Below are 17,704 nucleotides of genomic sequence, written 5' to 3'. Positions count from 1 at the left end.
CGTAAAGGGAATTGTTACGATAATTCTGTTATGGAGAACTTCTTTGGTATATTGAAGCAGGAAATGTACTATGGGAACACCTACTACAGTTATGAAGAGTTAAAGGAATCAATTGAAAAATATATTAAATACTACAATGAAAAACGTATTAAAGAGAAGTTAGACTGGAAAAGTCCTGTTGAATACAGGCTTACAACTATTGCTGCATAAAAATAGCGTAGCAGCTTAAATAACTGCTACGCTAAAAAGTCTAACTTTTGGGGGTCGCCTCATTGATATGTCCCTTTTTTATATATGCATTTACATCCGGGTTTTGCCATTTCTAATTGTATGGTATAATTTTCACATCGGCTTGAAAGGAGATGGTATGTATTATAGAGCGCAAAATGAGTGTCGGTGAACTGATAAAAAGATACGCATTTTTTGTGGCCGGACTATTTGTAATGGCGTTCGGTGTATCATTTTCGATTAAGGCAAATCTCGGAACATCACCAATTTCGAGTTTCCCTTATGTGACAAGCCTTATAAGCCCTTTGTCGGTAGGACAGGCTACAATAGCCATGCATGTGGTGTTCATAATACTTCAGATTATAATTTTAAGAAGGAAATATGAACCGATACAGCTAATGCAGCTGCCAGTGGCGGTTGTATTCGGCTATTTGACCGACCTTGCACTGTGGATAGTGGACGGTGTAGGTTATTCAAATTATTTGCAGCAGTGGCTGCTTTGCATAATAGGTATAGTGCTGGTAGCTGTGGGCGTCAGCATGGAGGTGGCTGCAGGTGTTGTTATGCTTGCAGGTGAAGGGGTTGTGTTGGCAGTATGTCGTGTGGCTCCGATAAAATTCGGAAATATGAAAATCGTCTTTGATGTAAGCCTCGTGGTGATATCCATAGCAGTTTCTTGGAGCGTGCTAGGAACCGTGGAAGGCGTTCGAGAGGGCACTGTGGCAGCGGCGCTGTTTGTAGGATTTATCACAAAGCAGCTTAACAGACACACAAGACGACTTATGAATTATATTGTTGCGAGGAGATAGATGGAAAGAACAGAAGCGCAGAAATACAAAGGCATGATATTTGCCATAATAGGAGGGATATTCTGGGGACTTGCAGGAGTCTTTGGACAATATCTGTTTGTTAATCACGGACTGAATGCTAAGTGGCTTGTCAGCGTGAGGCTTTTGCTTGCGGGAGTAATGCTTTTGATTCCGGTAATGATAAAGGAAAAAAAGCAGGTATTTGCCCTATGGAAAGAAAAGAAAAACATACCTACTATTTTTCTTTTTGCTATATTTGGAATGGGATTATGCCAACTGGCCTATTACACTGCCGTACAATTTTCAAACGCGGGCACTGCAACGGTAATACAGTATACGGGTCCGGCGATGATAATGGTGTATTTCTGTATAAGGTATAGGAGAAAGCCGCAGTTTATGCAGGTGCTTGCCTTAATTATGGCAATGGCAGGAGTTTTCCTTTTGGCAACGAAGGGAGATGTGACTTCTCTTAATATATCTCCAACGGCTCTCGTATGGGGCATTTTGTCAGCGATTGCCTTGGCTGCGTATAATCTTATACCAGTAAATCTTATGGCAAAATACGGAACACTCAGCGTAATCGGCTGGGGAATGCTGCTGGCGGGAATTATGATGGCAGCATATGTAAGACCTTGGCACATTATAGGGACTTGGGACTGGAAGGCGGTAGGAGCCTTGGCGGTTGTGGTTATAGTAGGTACAATACTTTCCTTTGCCTTTTATATGGAAGGCGTAAGACTTACAGGAGCGCAAACTGCCAGTCTTATAGCATCGGTGGAACCGGTTACGGCCACGGTGGCTACAGTTCTTATGATGGGCGTAGCTTTTACAATGCCGGAAGTTATTGGTATAGCTATTATAATTATCGCGGTTATAATACTGTCCATGAAGGGTGATTGATTATTAAAAAGGAGCGTTAGCGATGAAAATATGTATTCCGATAATGGCAACTTCTCTGGAGGAAAGCATAATAGAGGCACGAAAGACCACAGAGATGAAGTGCGATATGCTGGAATGGAGAATGGATTGCATAGAAGGTAAAATCCGCAGTGATTCCTTTATTAACGCATGGAACGAGATAAGAAAGGCTGCGGGAAATCGTCCCGTTATAGTAACCCTGAGGACAAAAACTCAAGGAGGCAAAAAGGAATTATCTGTTTCTGAATATAATGCTGCTTTAAGGAAGATAATATCCGAGATAAAGCCTGCATATATTGATATTGAGCTTGCAGGAAGCGGTAGCGATGCAAATGTAAGGATGCTTGCGGTTATGGCAAAAAAGCGTGGTATCGGAGTTATTGTAAGCTATCACGATTTGTCCTTTACGGAAGAAGCCAGAGATATAGAACTTCTTTTATGCAGGATGAAATATATCGGTGCAGATATACCTAAAGTTGCATTTACGCCTAATAGTGAAGAGGATGTTGAAAAACTCATAAGGGGTGCATCTTTAGCCCATGAAAAAATAGGAGATCTGATAGCAATTTCCATGGGAGAGCTCGGACAGAAAACGAGAAAAGAAGGGGATTCCATTGGAAGCTGCATCAATTTCGTTAAGCCTGTTGGTAGCGGATATGATGAAAATAGCAATACAGGACAGATGGAAATTGAATAAAGCCGGAAAATGTTATATAATATTTCGGTAAAATTTTACGCAAAGGAATTTAAACATGAGCGGAGAAACAGAAAAACTCATAAGAATAGAAGGCCTCATATTTTCATATCACCATGAAGACGGTACAGTTGCAGATACGGTGATTGATAATGTGAGCTTTGATATAGAAAAAGGCTCCTTTACAGCCATAATCGGAAAAAACGGATCTGGTAAATCCACCTTGGCAAAGAATATAAACGCGCTGCTGCTTCCAGCGGGAGGCGCGGTATATGTTAAGGGATATGATACAAAGGATCCTGAGCATATATGGGATGTAAGACAGACCGCAGGAATGGTATTTCAAAATCCGGACAACCAGATAGTGTCCAGCATCGTGGAGGATGATGTGGCCTTCGGGCCTGAAAATCTCGGAGTAGATCCGGCGATAATAAGGCAGCGAGTGGACAATGCCCTTGAAGCGGTTAATATGGGCAAGTTCAGAAATAAGGCACCGCACATGCTTTCTGGAGGACAAAAGCAGAGGATTGCCATTGCCGGCGTTGTTGCCATGAAGCCGGAATGTATCATATTTGATGAACCGACAGCTATGCTCGACCCTAAAGGCCGAAGAGAAGTAATGGAAATCATAAAAGAACTTCATGAAGAGGGTATAACGGTGATACTGATTACTCACTTTATGGAGGAAGCTGCCATGGCTGACAGAGTTATAATAATGGACAGCGGTCAGGTAAAGCTTGATGGAACTCCTCAGGAAGTCTTTTCCCACGGAAAGGAACTTAAGGAGATGAGCCTTGGGGTGCCGATGGCAGTTGAACTGGCCATGCGCCTCAGAGATGACGGAATAGATGTTCCGGCAGATGTTATAGATACGGAGAAAATGGTAGAATTCATATGTCAATACAGGTAAAAAATCTAACACATATATACAGCCCGGGACTGCCTTATGAATCGGTGGCACTGGATGACGTGTCATTTAATATAGAAGACGGACAGTTTGTCGGCGTCATAGGTCATACTGGCTCCGGTAAATCCACGATGATACAGCACCTTAACGGACTTTTAAAGCCTACGGAGGGTAGCATAATCGTCGACGGGATAGATTTGACCGGGGAAGGCGTTTCCATGATTGATATAAGAAAGAGAGTGGGATTGGTTTTTCAGTATCCGGAGTATCAGCTATTTGAAGAAACTGTTGCAAAGGACATTGCCTTTGGCCCTAAAAATCTCGGTCTTGATGAGGAGGAAATAAACCGCCGTGTCAGAGAAGCCATGGATTTGGTACGCCTAGATTATGATAAGTTTGCGGAAAAGAGCCCCTTTGATCTTTCTGGAGGTCAGAAAAGAAGAGTTGCGATTGCAGGTGTTATTGCAATGAAACCAGAGGTGCTTATATTGGATGAACCTACGGCGGGGCTGGATCCTAAGGCTCATAGGGATGTTCTTGAGATGATTGTCGACATCCATAGGAGAGAAAAAAATGTTACGGTTTTTGTTTCTCATAACATGAACGACGTGGCAAGGCTGTGCGACAAGGTGCTGGTTATGAACGGTGGCAAATGTGTGCTTCAAGGTACACCTAAAGAGGTGTTTGCGGAAGCTGATATGCTCAGAAGCATGGGCCTAGATCTGCCCGATGTTACGCAGATGCTCTATGAGCTCAAACAAAAAGGCGTGGAAATGCCAGACGGAGTTTTCGATATAGACGAAGCCGAAAAGCTAATACTTGATTACATCAGAGGAGGCAAATCCGTTGATTAGAGATATTACACTGGGCCAGTACTATCCGGGAGATTCGGTAATACACAGACTGGACCCAAGAATTAAAATCATAGGAACTCTTATATATATAATTGCTCTGTTTGTTATAAACAAATTTGTGGGATTTGCTGCAGCGGTAATATGCCTTGCAGCAATAATAAAAGTTTCCAAGGTTCCCCTTAAGTTTATGCTCAGGGGACTTAAACCGATATTCTTTATAATAATATTCACCTTTGTGCTCAACCTGTTTATGGTAAGCGGTGAAGTGGTAGCGGAGATATGGATATTTGATATTACCAGAGAAGGTATTTATCAGGCCACATTTATGGCAATAAGACTTATACTTCTCATTATCGGTTCATCCCTTTTGACGCTGACCACAAAGCCTATTAACCTTACAGACGGTATTGAGCATTTGCTGAAACCTTTTTCAAAGATAGGTCTGCCTTCTCATGAGCTGGCCATGATGATGACCATAGCATTGAGATTTATCCCTACTCTTTTAGAGGAAACAGACAAGATAATGAAGGCGCAGCAGGCAAGGGGAGCGGATTTTGAAAGCGGTAATATATTTCACAGGGCAAAACAGCTTATACCTATTTTGGTGCCGTTGTTCATAAGTGCATTTCGTATTGCCCAGGATATGGCTATGGCCATGGAAGCTAGATGCTATAACGGCGGTGATAAGAGGACGCGTATGACCAGTATGAAATATAAAAAGGCCGATGCCGTTGCAGGAATTTTAATTGCAGCATTTATGGCCATGTCCATTGCTGTGAGAGTATTTTTATAGAGAGCAGGTATAAATTGAGACAGAGACGACTTAAGGACCTTGATGAAAGAAAGGCTAGGCTGGACAGTTGGTTTATAAAGGAGCCTGAAAAACTTAAAGGAAAATGGAAAGAACTTTTTGCAGAAAGAGGTCTTTCAAATGATGCTCCTTTATATATAGAAATCGGCTGTGGAAAGGGACGCTTTATAACCGAAAATGCCAAAGTTCATCCGGATGCTGCATATGTGGCAATCGAAGGACAGGAAAGCGTTATCGTAAAAGCTATGGACAAGGCGGAAAAAGCGGAACTTAAAAATCTCCTCTTTATCAGTCTGAGACTTGAAGATATAAGAGAATTCTTTGAAAAAGATGAAGTCGATGGTATTTTCCTGAACTTCAGTGATCCGTGGCCAAAGGCAAGACATGCCAAAAGAAGACTGACCCACAGAGGCTATCTTAAAAGATATGGGAATATAATAAAGCCCGGAGGATTTATAAGGTTTAAAACTGATAATGACGATCTTTTTGATTTTACACTGGAAGAAGTCGGAGCTCTGGGATATCATATAGAGGAAATGACAAGAGATTTGCACGCTTCGGAATTTGCGAAGGATAATATTCTTACAGAATATGAAAAGAAATTTGCAGGCCGGGGTAAAAATATAAATTATGTAAAAATTGGATTAGGAGGCGGTAATATGATCCTGGCACAGGAAAACGGAAGAGTTATGCCAAAGGAAGATAAAATCTTCGCTTTAAATGGCAGAGCTAAAAAGATGATCGAAGAAAAGGGAAAGGATGCGGTCATCAATGCAACCATAGGAGCCCTCCTCAACGACAATGGCGACCTTGCCGTTATGCAGTCGGTGGTGGACGAAATAAGAAGCCTTAAGGGTGCGGATTATGCTGAATATGCACCTATAGGAGGCATTCCGGCTTTTAAGGAAGCAATGGTAAAGGCCGTTTTTCACGATTATTCACCTAAGAGATTTGTTGAAGTGGTGGCAACTCCTGGAGGCACAGGAGGAATCAGAAATACCGTATCCAATTATTCAAAACCTGGAGATAGAATTATAACCTGCGACTGGTATTGGTCTCCATATAGCACAATCTGTACAGAACAGGGAAGAACCCTTGATACATATGAACTCTTTGACGAGCATGGTAAATTCAATATAAAGGGCTTTGCGGAAAAGGTATATGAAGTTGCAGAGGCCCAGGGAGATGTTTGCATTCTTTTGAATACACCGGCACATAATCCTACGGGATACGCCCTTGACAATGAAGAGTGGGATAAGGTTGTTGAAATACTTAATGACGATAGACTTAAGGGAGTTCCGGTAGCCCTCTTTGTGGATGTGGCATATATCGACTTTGCAGGTGACCCGGAGGAAGTTAGAGAATTCCTGCCTAAGTTAGATAACCTTAAAGAAAATGTGCTGGCCATTATAGGATACAGTGCATCTAAGACATTTACTTCCTACGGCATGAGAACAGGTGCCATGATATGTATGGCTGCAACAGAGGAAATTGCTGCCGAATTTAAGCAGGTATGCGAATTTTCCGCAAGAAATACATGGTCCAACTGCAACAGAAGCGGACAGCAGGTGATAGCTAATATCTTCGGCGATGAAAAAACTCTTGATATCGTGAGAAAAGAAAGAGCAGATTTTAGAGATATGCTTCTTGAAAGAGGTAAGGTGTTTGAAGAGGCCGCTGCTAAGGAAGGTCTGGATATCGTACCGTTTGTTTCGGGATTCTTTGTATGTGTAGCCTGTGAAGATCCTGATGATATAAGCAACAAACTAGCAGATAAGGGAATATTTGTAGTGCCTCTTGCAAAGGGAATCAGAATTTCCGTTGCGTCCATAAGTAAAGAACAGTGCGTTAAAACTGTTAAAGCTCTTAAAGAGGTGCTTGGTTAAAAAGTGATATGCCGCGGCTTAAAGTGCCGCGGTTTTTCTTTTGAAATTTAATGGTAAAAATTTACAAATAATATATTGACATATTTTACCAATTAGATTATTATTAACTCATCCCCGATAAAAACAAAGAAAGGAGAAATGTGAATGGCCGCGAATGAGAAAGAAAGAAGCGAAATAGTCTACGAAATTAAAAGACACATAGGTGTGCTAGCCTCTTACCCTACAGGCTGGCGCAAGGAGCTGAACATGATTGCTTGGAATGGAGCGGCTCCTAAATATGACCTTCGGGACTGGGATCCGGAGCATAAGCATATGTCAAGGGGCATCACACTTCATAAGGATGAGATGAAAGCTCTTAACGATATGCTGGCTGCGGAAAAGTTCTAACTCACTTTATATCCAAAGAAGACCTTTAAGAGCGGCGGTGGGCGTTTGTCCGCCGTCTGTTCTTATGATATAATTCAGAGAAACTATCGGCTAATGAAAACAGGAGACAGACGATGAAAATATGGCTAAAAAAAGATATATATGGTGATTTTGACGCAGTGGATGTGCCGGAAAACACCACGGCGGAGCATATCTTTTTTCGCTACAGGGATCAGCTTCCCTACACACCTATGGCGGCAAAGATAAACAATATCGATAGACCTCTGGCATGGAAAGTCAGGGAAGGCGACAGAGTAGAACTTTTGGATATGAGAAACAGGCATGCAAATCTTATATACATTCACAGTCTCGTACTCGTTTTCCTTAAGGCTATCTGGGATATTTCCGGAAATAAAGCCTCAACGGAGATAAAGAACTCCCTTAACCAGGGATTGTATGCGGAAATAAAGGGTGAAGGAGCACTTACAGAGGAATATGTCAATGAAATTTCACAAAGGATGAAGGAAATAGTCGAGCTTGATATGCCCATAAAATCAGTATCGCTTAATGCCGATATGACTTTGGAATTTTTTAATCGTCATGGTATGGAGGATAGAAAGGAAAAGCTGCTGAACACGGCGAAAACCAAAAAGGTCACCATGTGCGAAATAGATGGATATATCGATTTCTTTTATGACCTTATGGTGCCGTCTTCCGGTTATCTTGAGCTATTTGAAATAAGGAAATACAGGCGAGGCATACTTCTCAGATTTCCTGGACATCAAAATCCATCTGTTATGCCTGAATATAAAGATCAGAAGTATCTATACAGAGCTTTTGCGGAAACTGAGATTTGGCAGGAAAGACTCGGCATAGAATATGTTGGAGACTTAAATGAAAAGATAGCAAAGGGAACCATGAAGGAAGTCATCCAGCTGAGCGAGGCTCTTCACGCAAAGAAAATTGTTGAAATCACAAAGGAGATAATAGAGAGCGGTAAACGCATAATACTGATTGCAGGTCCGTCGTCATCGGGAAAAACCACTTTTGCTAAAAGGTTATGTATTCAGCTAAAGGTAGAAGGTAAAAATCCTGTATATCTGGGTACCGATGATTACTTTGTGGATAGAGAGGAAACACCTCTTGATGAAAACGGTCAACCGGATTATGAAAATCTTAATGCTTTAGATGTTAAATTGTTTAATGACGATATGAATCTGCTTTTGAAAGGCAAAGAGGCGGACATACCTATCTTTGATTTTATAGAAGGCAAAAAGATGTTCGGTAAGAGAAGAACAATAGCCGGAGCCGGAGAGCCGATAATTATTGAAGGCATCCATGCTTTAAATGACAGCCTTACATCGGACATTGACGAAGAGGAAAAATACAGGATATATATAAGTCCGCTTACAGGTCTTAACATAGACAGTCATAACTACATCCCAACAACAGATAACAGGATGTTAAGACGAATGGTAAGAGACAGTATTCGCCGGGGCAAGAATGCATCAATAACTATTGACGAGTGGCCGAGAGTTATGAAAGGAGAGGAAAAGAATATATTTCCTTACGGCGCAAATGCCGATGCCTTCTTTAATTCTGTGCATATATATGAAATGGCAATACTTAAAAAATATGCAAAACCCCTGCTGGAAAGGGTAGATAAAGAAGATCCTGGATATTGTGAGGCGAGACGCCTTTTAAGATTTTTAGAGTTCTTTGATGAATTCGATGATGATGAACTGGTTGCCAATGATTCTATTTTAAGAGAGTTCATTGGCGGCAGCATATTCGACAGATAATATATGGAGCAATAACGCCTTTGTCTGAATGGACAGACAGAGGCGTTTTTTATTATTTAAAAATACTCTGGCTGAACATATTGACAATAATGATAGGGGGGGGGGTATTATTAAGAAACAGATGAATACATGACGGTTGGATAAAAGACAAGGGAGGGGAACTAAATATGAAATGGAAAAAAGCGATGGCGGCGCTGCTGGTAGCCTGCATGGTGTTTACCGGCGTAGGAATGATTCCTGCATTGGGTGTTGAGAACACTTCGGACAACCAGAATATGACATCGTCTGAAGCGGAGAATCCGACAGGAGATTCATCCGATACATCATTGTCTGATACTGCAGAAGACATCGGTGAACCGGAAGATCAGCAGGACTTTTCTCCGGTGATTAAGGATACGGCAGAGAAAGGAACTGTAACGGTTAACAGTCTACCGGAACAGGCAGAGGCTGCAAAGAGAGCTGCAAAAGCACCTACAGCACCGGCTGCTGCAAACTCACTTGATGTTGTTTATGTATCGGCGCAAGGTAATGATGACACCGGTGCAGGAACTGTAGAAAGTCCTGTTGCTACACTGTCAAAAGCGGTAGGCGTTGCCAGTAAAAATGCTACGATTTATTTAATGAGCGACCTTACTATGACAGAGAGTGCTTCTTATTACGGTAAGAATCTGACCATCACAAGCTATAACGGCACATTTACTGTGACAAGAGGTGAGGGTTTTGCCCCGAAGCAGGATTCGGCAAGATCTACATACAATCCGGCTATGATTGAAGTGAATAGTACGGAAGGTCCGAAAACGGCGTCTCTTAAACTGTCAAATATCGTTTTTGATGATTCTGCTAAATATGAAGGAGAATACTTTGTTCAGGCTGATTCTGAGGGTGATGGACATACAACGGTAGGCAGCAAAGAGGTGCAGAATACAGCTATAGTTCAGGATGGTATAATCGCCACATATAACAATGTAGGAACTATAACTCTTGGCGAGGGTGCTGTTCTGAAAAACTACGGCGGAATGAGCGCTGTGCGTATTGCTAGCGGTGAACTTATCATGGAAGCCGGAAGCCAGATTATAGACGAAAAAGAAATAACAAGAGTAAAAGGCGCAACAGGAAGTTTCGGTCCTGCAGGAGCTGTATGGATTCAGGGCGGAATACTCAATATGAACGGCGGTGTCATAGGCGGAGCAGATAACACTGTTATGACCGGTCGTGCTGTTTATGTTGATGGCGGTACTGCCAATGTCGGCGGAACTCTTCAGAACCTGAAAGGCACAGATGCTGCATGGCAGGGACAGAACGGCGTTGCCGTACATCTGCGCTCAGGCGGTGAAGCCACACTTACTGAAACCGGTAAGATTACAAATGTTACCGGCACGAATACGGGAAACAACAGTGCTATATGGACACAGTACTGTAACTTTACAAGTGAAAAGGGCTCTTTGATCTCTAAAGTTGACGGATTCCCGCTGCTTCACTTTGATGACCTCGGCAATGACTACAGTCACGAAGTGTACCTCGACGGAACTATATCCGATTGTAAATGTGGCGGAGCATCGCTTCTCAGATCATGGTACGGACAGATTACTTTCGGTGAGCACAACGTAATTGAGAACTGTTCGTCCAGCAGTGCCGGCGGCCTCATCTATTCCAATAACGGTTCGCACTATACGTTTGCCGGAACTATCCGCAACAACACCGCTTCCAAGGGCGTGATTTATCTTGCCAATCAGGGCGGCGGCGGAGTCGTTGCCACTATTGAATCTACAGCAAAGATTGTAGATAATTCCAATCTTGCTATTCGCGTTAATAATAGTTCCAACCTGACTATGAACGGAGGCGAAATTTCCGGAAATAAAGGTGCCGGTGTTCAGATAAGCGGTAAAGATAGCTGGAAAGGCGTGAAGTTTATCATGAATGATGGAACTATTGCGGATAATGGTGGAGTTGGCATAGATGCAGCTATAGGTGGCAATGCGGTAGTTCAGTTGAACGGAGGCTCTGTTCACGGTAATGGAGATGGCACGGAAATCACTGTATGGAATGACTATACGGATGCTCCTGGCGCTTACGGCAAGAGTGAGAATGATAATATTTATATCGCTTCAGGGGTTCTTCAGGGTAATCGCACTGTTAAGGTAATGCATGGATATAGTTCATTATTTGGTGCAATTTCCATGAATCGTACTTTAGGAACTGTTACTCTGGACGATGGACATGGAGAAGTTGCATGGGCATTTGCTAATCCTAAGGTGGTTGATAAGATTACCAATCTGGTAACCGCTGAAAATAATCGTGATAGTTGGAAAGCCGCTGCAGAAGATGCTTATTGGATTACACCTTATGCGGATTCATATCAATTCAAAGTGACTCGTCCAGACAAGGCTAAAAAAACGGACTTGTATCTTGCGTATATTCCGATGAACGATGACGGCAGCGTTCCTGATGATGCGGAGCTTACGCTTGAGAAGGTAGGAACCGGTAATCAGATTGATGTCACTATGGAAGGATTAGATGCCGATAAGAGCTATGCTTTCATGTTCTTTAATTCGAGTGAGTACACTCTTACGGCGGACAGCGTTACTAAGTACATCGGAGGCGGTGCAGGTAACGAAACTACAGGTAACGGATTCCCTGAACTCACTATCGGCGGTAGTGTTGATCCAATCTCTAAACTGGAGATTAAAGGAGTTGAAGTTACAGGTGATGATTTGATGTCTGAACTGCTCAGTAATATAGAAGCGACTTATACAAATGAAGATGGAGATGTTGTTACAGACGACTCTGAATCTGGTGAGTATACCGTTACTCTTAAATGGAAAAACGGTTTAACAAATGATGATGTGAGAATAAACGGTAACAATGTAAACCTTGATGGTATAGGTACGGTTATTGTGCGTCACATAAGTGATGTTTCTAGTGTACAGGCAGGCACAAATACTCATGAGCTGCTGACTACAGAGCCTACAGCTCCGGTAGAACACGCAGAGGCTATTGCTAAGACCGAAACAAATTGGGGTATTGTATATCAACCTGATTTCTATATCAACGATAATGAAGATTTTCTAATCGAAGATGCTTCCGGAATCCAGATTCTCGACGACGGTCTGCTTCTTGAAGACGACGACAACCGTCAGGAACTGATGGAACAGAAAGTGGCTGACTATCTGGGAGCTCCGGGCGAAGGTCAGGCTTACAGATACGATTTCCATTACCTCGACCTGGTTGATGCCTTCAACGGCAATGCATGGGTATCCGCAAGCTACGGAACCACCGTATATCTGCCATATCCTGAAGGTGTTACTGCGGACAATGCCGAAGAACTGGGTGTAAAGGTTGTTCACTATAGGGACCTGCACCGTGAATACGGTATATCCGGTCAGGCTGAAGTTGAAGAAGCAATAGCGGCCAGTGAGCTTGAAACTATGGAAGTAGAATTCGATGCCAACGGTATCAAATTCGATGTTCCTCGCGAAGGTTTCTCGCCGTTTGCTGTAATATGGCAGACTGAAGCTCATACCATAACAGCAACAGCTGGTGAAGGCGGCACTGTTGATCCATCCGGTGAAGTAGTGGTGACCGAAGGCGCTGACAAGACATTCACTATCACTCCTGATAAGGGATATGAAATAGTGGAAGTAGTTGTCGATGGACAGGCTGTTGGTCTTACAGATGTTGTCAATGAAGACGGTACAGGAACTTACACATTTGAAAAGGTTGATGGAGATCATTCTATCTCAATTACCTTTGAAGCAATTTCTGTAACACCTGATCCTGGTGAAGATGAACCTGATAACCCAGCGGATAATCCAAATACCCCTTCCGGCGATAATCAGCAGGGTAACTCTGGCGATAATCAGCAGGACAATTCAGACAAAGTTCAGCCTGATGACAGTACAAAGACAGGAGATGAAGCTCCAATAGCTCTCCTGGCTATATTGCTTATAGCGTCCGGAACAGCGCTTGTTGCTGTACGCAGAAGACGATAAGTAAAAAATCCAGTTAATCTAACTTATATAAAACTTGAGAAAAAGGCGATGACTTTAGAGTTATCGTCTTTTTCTCATTATGGCAACAAATCAAAAGAACTCGTATGTATGCATTTGCCAATATAACTTAACGTTAGTTTTAGAGATAACGTCCCAGGTAAGGGGTGAGCTGGCAGAAAGGATGGGAAGAAAGTGATTAACAGGTAAAAAAGGAATTGCAGTCCTATGCGCCTCCTGATACAATATTAGTTAGTTAGTACTAACTTATTTGCGCATAGGAGGATATATCCATGTTTACTGTTTGTCCATATAAGGAAGAAGATGCTGCGGCCTGCGGGGATTGCTTTTACGAAGGATTTTTTTCATGCCCTGTGGATCAGAACGATAAAATATTATTACGTGATTACGCACAGGTTCTGATTGAAAAATGTAATTTTACCTATGTTGCGGAAACGGAGGATCATCAGGTCGTAGGATTTATCTGCGGAAAATATGATAAACATTTCAGCAAGGCTCTGGCAGCTCGATATGAAGCAAAAAAGCACTATGGCTGTTGGTGTAAAATGTTCCTCAAGTTCTATCTGAAAAGATATAAAATGTCAGCTCCGTTCCAGAAACAGTTTGATGCCTTTTTCCGTCAATTACAGGAAAGGGATAAGGAAATTTTTGGGAAATGTGATCTGGAACTCGTTGCCCTTTCGTCCAGAAGGAATTACAGAAAGGGGCTGGGAACCGCATTGGTCACACAATTTTTGAATCGGGCAAAAGCTGAAGGAGCAGATTGTGTGCGGCTTTTTACAAACACACTTGCATCGTGGGAATTTTATGAAAAACGAGGATTTAAAAAAGTAGCAGAGAAACCTTTTCAGGATGGCTCTGATAACCGTTCTATTGTCTATGAGTACAGACTCAGAGAAGTATATGAAACCGGTATGCCAGATCTGGTGAAGAAGGAGGAAGAAGATGGCGTTTAAAGACAATTTCGGCAACCCACAGGGATTTATAGGGAAACTCATGCTTTCCGGCATGAATATGGGGCATAGTCCGATGGCTAAATGGGCATTTACACAATTTGATGTCCCTGATGACGGAATGCTGGTTGATATTGGCTGTGGCGGTGGATTTAATATCCGAAGATTATTAGACCGCTCCAAAGACGGTTTCGTTTATGGGATAGATATTTCCAGCACCAGCGTTGAGAAGTCAAAAAAGACGAATAAAAAGAATATTGGCAAAAGATGTGAAGTGCTTCTTGGGAGCGCAGAGAACCTTCCGTTAAAGGATAATTCCATAAAACTTGCCACCGCCTTTGAAACTGTGTATTTCTGGAAAGATCTGGAGAAATGCTTTGCAGAAGTGAAAAGAACGATCAGGCCGGGCGGGAAATTCGTAGTCGTCAATGATCCTGGAGATCCTGAAAAACACTGGGAAAAGATGATACCGGGGATGAAATCATATACACCGGATGAAATAAAACAGATCATGGAGGCCGTCGGTTTCCTGGATGTTCAGGTTACAAAGAATAAGTTTATGTTCTGTGTGTCTGGCAAGAAAGAAAATCAGAAATGAAGGATAGTTTTTGTAGGGACAAGAATTCTAAATGGGATAAAAAACGAACAGCTATCCAAGCTGCGAAAACAGGGAGGGCTGGGAATGTGGAATATATAACGGTTGCACAGGAGGGCTTCTGTGGATTTTATCATGTCCCTGTTAAGGATCATGATCCCAAAAAGGCTGTCATTGTAATAGGCGGCAGCGAAGGGAATGAAAATATCCCGATGAATGTGGGCGCTATGTTTGCCAAGTGTGGTATCGCCGCATTAGGCATTTGTTACTGGAACGTAGACGGGCTGCCGAAAGAGCTGGTTCGGGTGCCTGTCGATCCATTTGAAAAAGCGATCCTGTGGCTGAAAAACAAAGGATATGAAAAGATTATCATGTATGGCATTTCAAAAGGTGCAGAACTGGCTTTGCTTTGCGCTTCTCTTATGCCGGATATCTGCGGCGTTGTCGCACTCTCCCCGATGCACTGTATATGGGGAGGCATGCATGGAAATCAAAGCATGGTATCGAAAACCTTTTCATCTGCCTCCGAATTTACATACAGGGGAAAAGATTTTCCGTGTATGGCAGCGCATCTGAAATATGGGCCGGCAATCCGGAACCTTATCCTCCATCAGCAGTTCGAGTTATCCTACATCTATGAAGAACCGCTGAAACATTTTGATGAGGATACAGCCATTCGTGTAGAGAACATCCGAGGAAACATTTTATTTATTTACGCAAAGGAAGATCTCATGTGGCCCAGCAAAGAGGCAGTGGCATATATGGTAGAGCGCTTGGAAAAGCACCGGTTTGCATTCCGGGTGGATGTCCTAGAATATGAAAAAGCAAGCCATATTCTTGTTCCCTTAAATCCGCCTAAGCTGAAAATGTTTAAAATTGAGAGGCAATATCCGGAAGATTGCAGGCATAGCCGTGAAGACGCTTTCCATAAAACGATAAAATGGATATCGGAGGTGTAGCGAATATGGCGGTCATGATAGAAAGTCTGATTGGTATCTTATTATTCACAATCCTGATTATTCCGCTGACACTGAAAAATCCCTTTGCCTCGGTAGGAGACTATCCTCCGGCCATAAGGGAGAAATGTATGGAATTAGGATTGATCGAAAAAAGAGAACAACGCTTCACCAGGACAGATATCCTCCGAAAGGGGATTGCCCTGCTTGCTTTTGTGTTCATCTTAGCTGTTGTCCTGAAACAGTTTAATGGAGCGGATACATTCTGGAAAGGGTTTCGGGATTCCTACCTGATCTGGTTGATCATTGATTGGTATGACGCTCTGGTGCTTGACTGCATCTGGTTCTGCCATTCGAAAAAAGTCAGGATACCAGGCACAGAGGATATGGAAGAATATAAGGACTACCGTTTTCATGTCAAGCAGTCATGTATTGGTATGCTTCTTGGCCTCCCCGCCTGTCTTGCAGTGGGAGTGATTACAGCAATCCTCTGATCCGCCATCAAATGATATAGAACAGAATATGATTCGCATCCAGCAGGAAATCTTTTATGGGCTCTTTAACTTTTTTATTGGTTTGACCTAAAGTTGTGGTTAGCCATATGAAGTGAATTGCTTAAGTAAGAAGACTCTATACGCGTATAATCATGCGATAGAGTCTTCTTTTTATGCGAAACAACTGAATTGATATGTGTTAACCTTTGATTGTTGAAGCTTCATTTAAAGAATAAAGCACTCATTTTCTGAATCGCTCAAAATTCCCATATCCAGTAGAAGAGAATTTCATTAGTTTGATTCTAGAATTAACTGATTCAACTGGTCCGTTAGAAATATGCCTATCGTCTACTGCATCAAAACTATTGATAATTTCCTGTTTCCAGTTCTTAAGTGCTTTTTTAACAGTCTCAAATTCACGTAAATTAAAGATAGCTAAGTCTTCAATATATTTCTCTAAACGAATTTCTATTGTTTTATCAGTGCACTTGGAATTGATTTGTTCGTATTCGTACTTTAGTAAATATGCTATTTCTAGTTCAGGATCTAAAGATAAATCTGAATTTAAAAGTTCAACAGCAGGAATATGGTGTCGATACTTTAAAAGGGAAGTGTTTTTATGAACACGTAAATATCTCATTTTACATGTGTTATGAAAGTTTTTATTCAATAGCCAAGAAAACTTTTTGATAAGATAGTATTCATCAGAGCCTCGTTCAAAGGAATTCATAACTCTGACACGTACAGACTGAAATGCTCTGCTTATCATAGAAATCACATGAAAACTATCTACACATATTTTAGCTTTTGGAAAATATACTTGTGTTACATCACGATACGTTTGCCACATATCCATAGCTATATGCGTAACTTGATTTCTTGTAGATTTGGGTATGCGAGAAAAGTAATTAGCAAGATCGTATTTAGTGCGACTGGATAACATTCAGCAAATACTTTCCCACAAGAAGGGCAACGATAACGACGCCTATTGTATACAAGGTGAGTGTGAACATCATTTTAAAGAAATTATGGCGAATACTTCATTGCCAACATGAATCATTTCAATTTCCAAATATTACCCCACTACGAATGGTAAAGCAGGGGGTCAAACCACTAAAAAAGTTAAAGAGCCCTTATATAAAACTTATGAAAAAGGCGATGACATTAGTTATCGTCTTTTTCGCATATAAAATAATGCATAATAATTTTTAAAAGAACAATTATCTGAAAAATCGCACATAAACGACATTCGGGAAACACCAGGAACAGTGTATATACTTCTTAAAAACAAACCCACAAACTATGGGATTTGCGGCTTCAAAAAATATAAAAAAGCCGAAAAATAAATACAAAAAAACTGTTGCTTTTTAATAAGGCATACTGTATACTTAAAAGGCTTGCAAAAGGCGAAGAGGTGAAAAGTT

The 17,704-nt window shown here is 41.8% G+C and carries 16 protein-coding genes; 15 read left to right on the top strand and 1 reads right to left on the bottom strand.

Annotation, left to right across the window (positions count from 1 at the left end; translation table 11 throughout):
* The 15 genes from INF20_RS07400 to INF20_RS07325 form a co-directional block, all read left to right on the top strand.
* The coding region (locus tag INF20_RS07400) for an IS3 family transposase (RefSeq protein ID WP_226385737.1) at positions 1-210 on the top strand (210 nt) is incomplete at its 5' end.
* 176 nt (positions 211-386) lie between these two features.
* Positions 387-1,037, top strand: a complete 651-nt coding sequence (locus tag INF20_RS07395; protein ID WP_226385736.1) for a YczE/YyaS/YitT family protein — start codon at positions 387-389, stop codon at positions 1,035-1,037.
* Positions 1,038-1,937 carry a DMT family transporter gene (locus INF20_RS07390; RefSeq protein ID WP_226385735.1) on the top strand — a complete coding sequence of 300 codons (900 nt, stop codon included), beginning with the start codon at positions 1,038-1,040 and terminating at the stop codon, positions 1,935-1,937.
* A gap of 22 nt (positions 1,938-1,959) precedes the next feature.
* Positions 1,960-2,652: a type I 3-dehydroquinate dehydratase gene (gene aroD, locus INF20_RS07385; protein ID WP_226385734.1), complete on the top strand. Its 693-nt coding sequence runs from the start codon at positions 1,960-1,962 to the stop codon at positions 2,650-2,652.
* A 55-nt stretch (positions 2,653-2,707) separates the two neighbouring features.
* Positions 2,708-3,559 (top strand): energy-coupling factor transporter ATPase, encoded by an 852-nt coding sequence (locus tag INF20_RS07380; RefSeq protein WP_226385733.1) that lies wholly within the window; start codon positions 2,708-2,710, stop codon positions 3,557-3,559.
* Positions 3,544-4,410: an energy-coupling factor transporter ATPase gene (locus tag INF20_RS07375; protein WP_226385732.1), complete on the top strand. Its 867-nt coding sequence runs from the start codon at positions 3,544-3,546 to the stop codon at positions 4,408-4,410. Before INF20_RS07380 ends, INF20_RS07375 begins: the two co-directional genes overlap by 16 nt.
* The gene (locus INF20_RS07370; RefSeq protein ID WP_226385731.1) at positions 4,403-5,203 is read left to right on the top strand and encodes an energy-coupling factor transporter transmembrane component T family protein; all 801 of its coding nucleotides are present in this window, start codon (positions 4,403-4,405) and stop codon (positions 5,201-5,203) included. Before INF20_RS07375 ends, INF20_RS07370 begins: the two co-directional genes overlap by 8 nt.
* Positions 5,204-5,217: 14 nt before the next feature.
* Positions 5,218-7,107: a tRNA (guanosine(46)-N7)-methyltransferase TrmB gene (gene trmB / locus INF20_RS08010; RefSeq protein ID WP_318959514.1), complete on the top strand. Its 1,890-nt coding sequence runs from the start codon at positions 5,218-5,220 to the stop codon at positions 7,105-7,107.
* 144 nt (positions 7,108-7,251) lie between these two features.
* The gene (locus INF20_RS07355) at positions 7,252-7,494 is read left to right on the top strand and encodes a YdbC family protein (protein ID WP_226385730.1); all 243 of its coding nucleotides are present in this window, start codon (positions 7,252-7,254) and stop codon (positions 7,492-7,494) included.
* Positions 7,495-7,607: 113 nt separating this feature from the next.
* Entirely contained in the window at positions 7,608-9,275 is a 1,668-nt protein-coding gene (locus INF20_RS07350) for a nucleoside kinase (RefSeq protein WP_226385729.1), read from the top strand.
* Between the two features lie 167 nt (positions 9,276-9,442).
* Positions 9,443-13,264: a sortase B protein-sorting domain-containing protein gene (locus tag INF20_RS07345; protein WP_226385728.1), complete on the top strand. Its 3,822-nt coding sequence runs from the start codon at positions 9,443-9,445 to the stop codon at positions 13,262-13,264.
* Positions 13,265-13,554: 290 nt separating this feature from the next.
* Positions 13,555-14,238 (top strand): GNAT family N-acetyltransferase, encoded by a 684-nt coding sequence (locus INF20_RS07340; protein WP_226385727.1) that lies wholly within the window; start codon positions 13,555-13,557, stop codon positions 14,236-14,238.
* A complete protein-coding gene (locus INF20_RS07335; RefSeq protein ID WP_226385726.1) occupies positions 14,228-14,833 on the top strand; it encodes a class I SAM-dependent methyltransferase in 606 nt (201 codons plus the stop codon). The genes INF20_RS07340 and INF20_RS07335 overlap by 11 nt, the downstream gene beginning before the upstream one ends.
* Positions 14,830-15,789 (top strand): acyl-CoA thioester hydrolase/BAAT C-terminal domain-containing protein, encoded by a 960-nt coding sequence (locus INF20_RS07330; protein WP_226385725.1) that lies wholly within the window; start codon positions 14,830-14,832, stop codon positions 15,787-15,789. Before INF20_RS07335 ends, INF20_RS07330 begins: the two co-directional genes overlap by 4 nt.
* A 5-nt stretch (positions 15,790-15,794) precedes the next feature.
* Positions 15,795-16,280 carry a hypothetical protein gene (locus INF20_RS07325; protein WP_226385724.1) on the top strand — a complete coding sequence of 162 codons (486 nt, stop codon included), beginning with the start codon at positions 15,795-15,797 and terminating at the stop codon, positions 16,278-16,280.
* Between the two features lie 241 nt (positions 16,281-16,521).
* Here INF20_RS07325 and INF20_RS07320 read toward each other — a convergent pair whose 3' ends face one another.
* Positions 16,522-17,223 carry a transposase gene (locus INF20_RS07320; protein ID WP_226385723.1) on the bottom strand — a complete coding sequence of 234 codons (702 nt, stop codon included), beginning with the start codon at positions 17,221-17,223 and terminating at the stop codon, positions 16,522-16,524.
* Positions 17,224-17,704: the final 481 nt, after the last annotated feature.

This window comes from Gallibacter intestinalis, assembly GCF_014982745.1.
Taxonomy (GTDB): Bacteria; Bacillota; Clostridia; order Peptostreptococcales; family Anaerovoracaceae; genus Gallibacter; species Gallibacter intestinalis.
The sequence above is the reverse complement of the archived record's forward strand: the minus strand, read 5'-3'. Positions and strand labels throughout refer to the sequence as shown.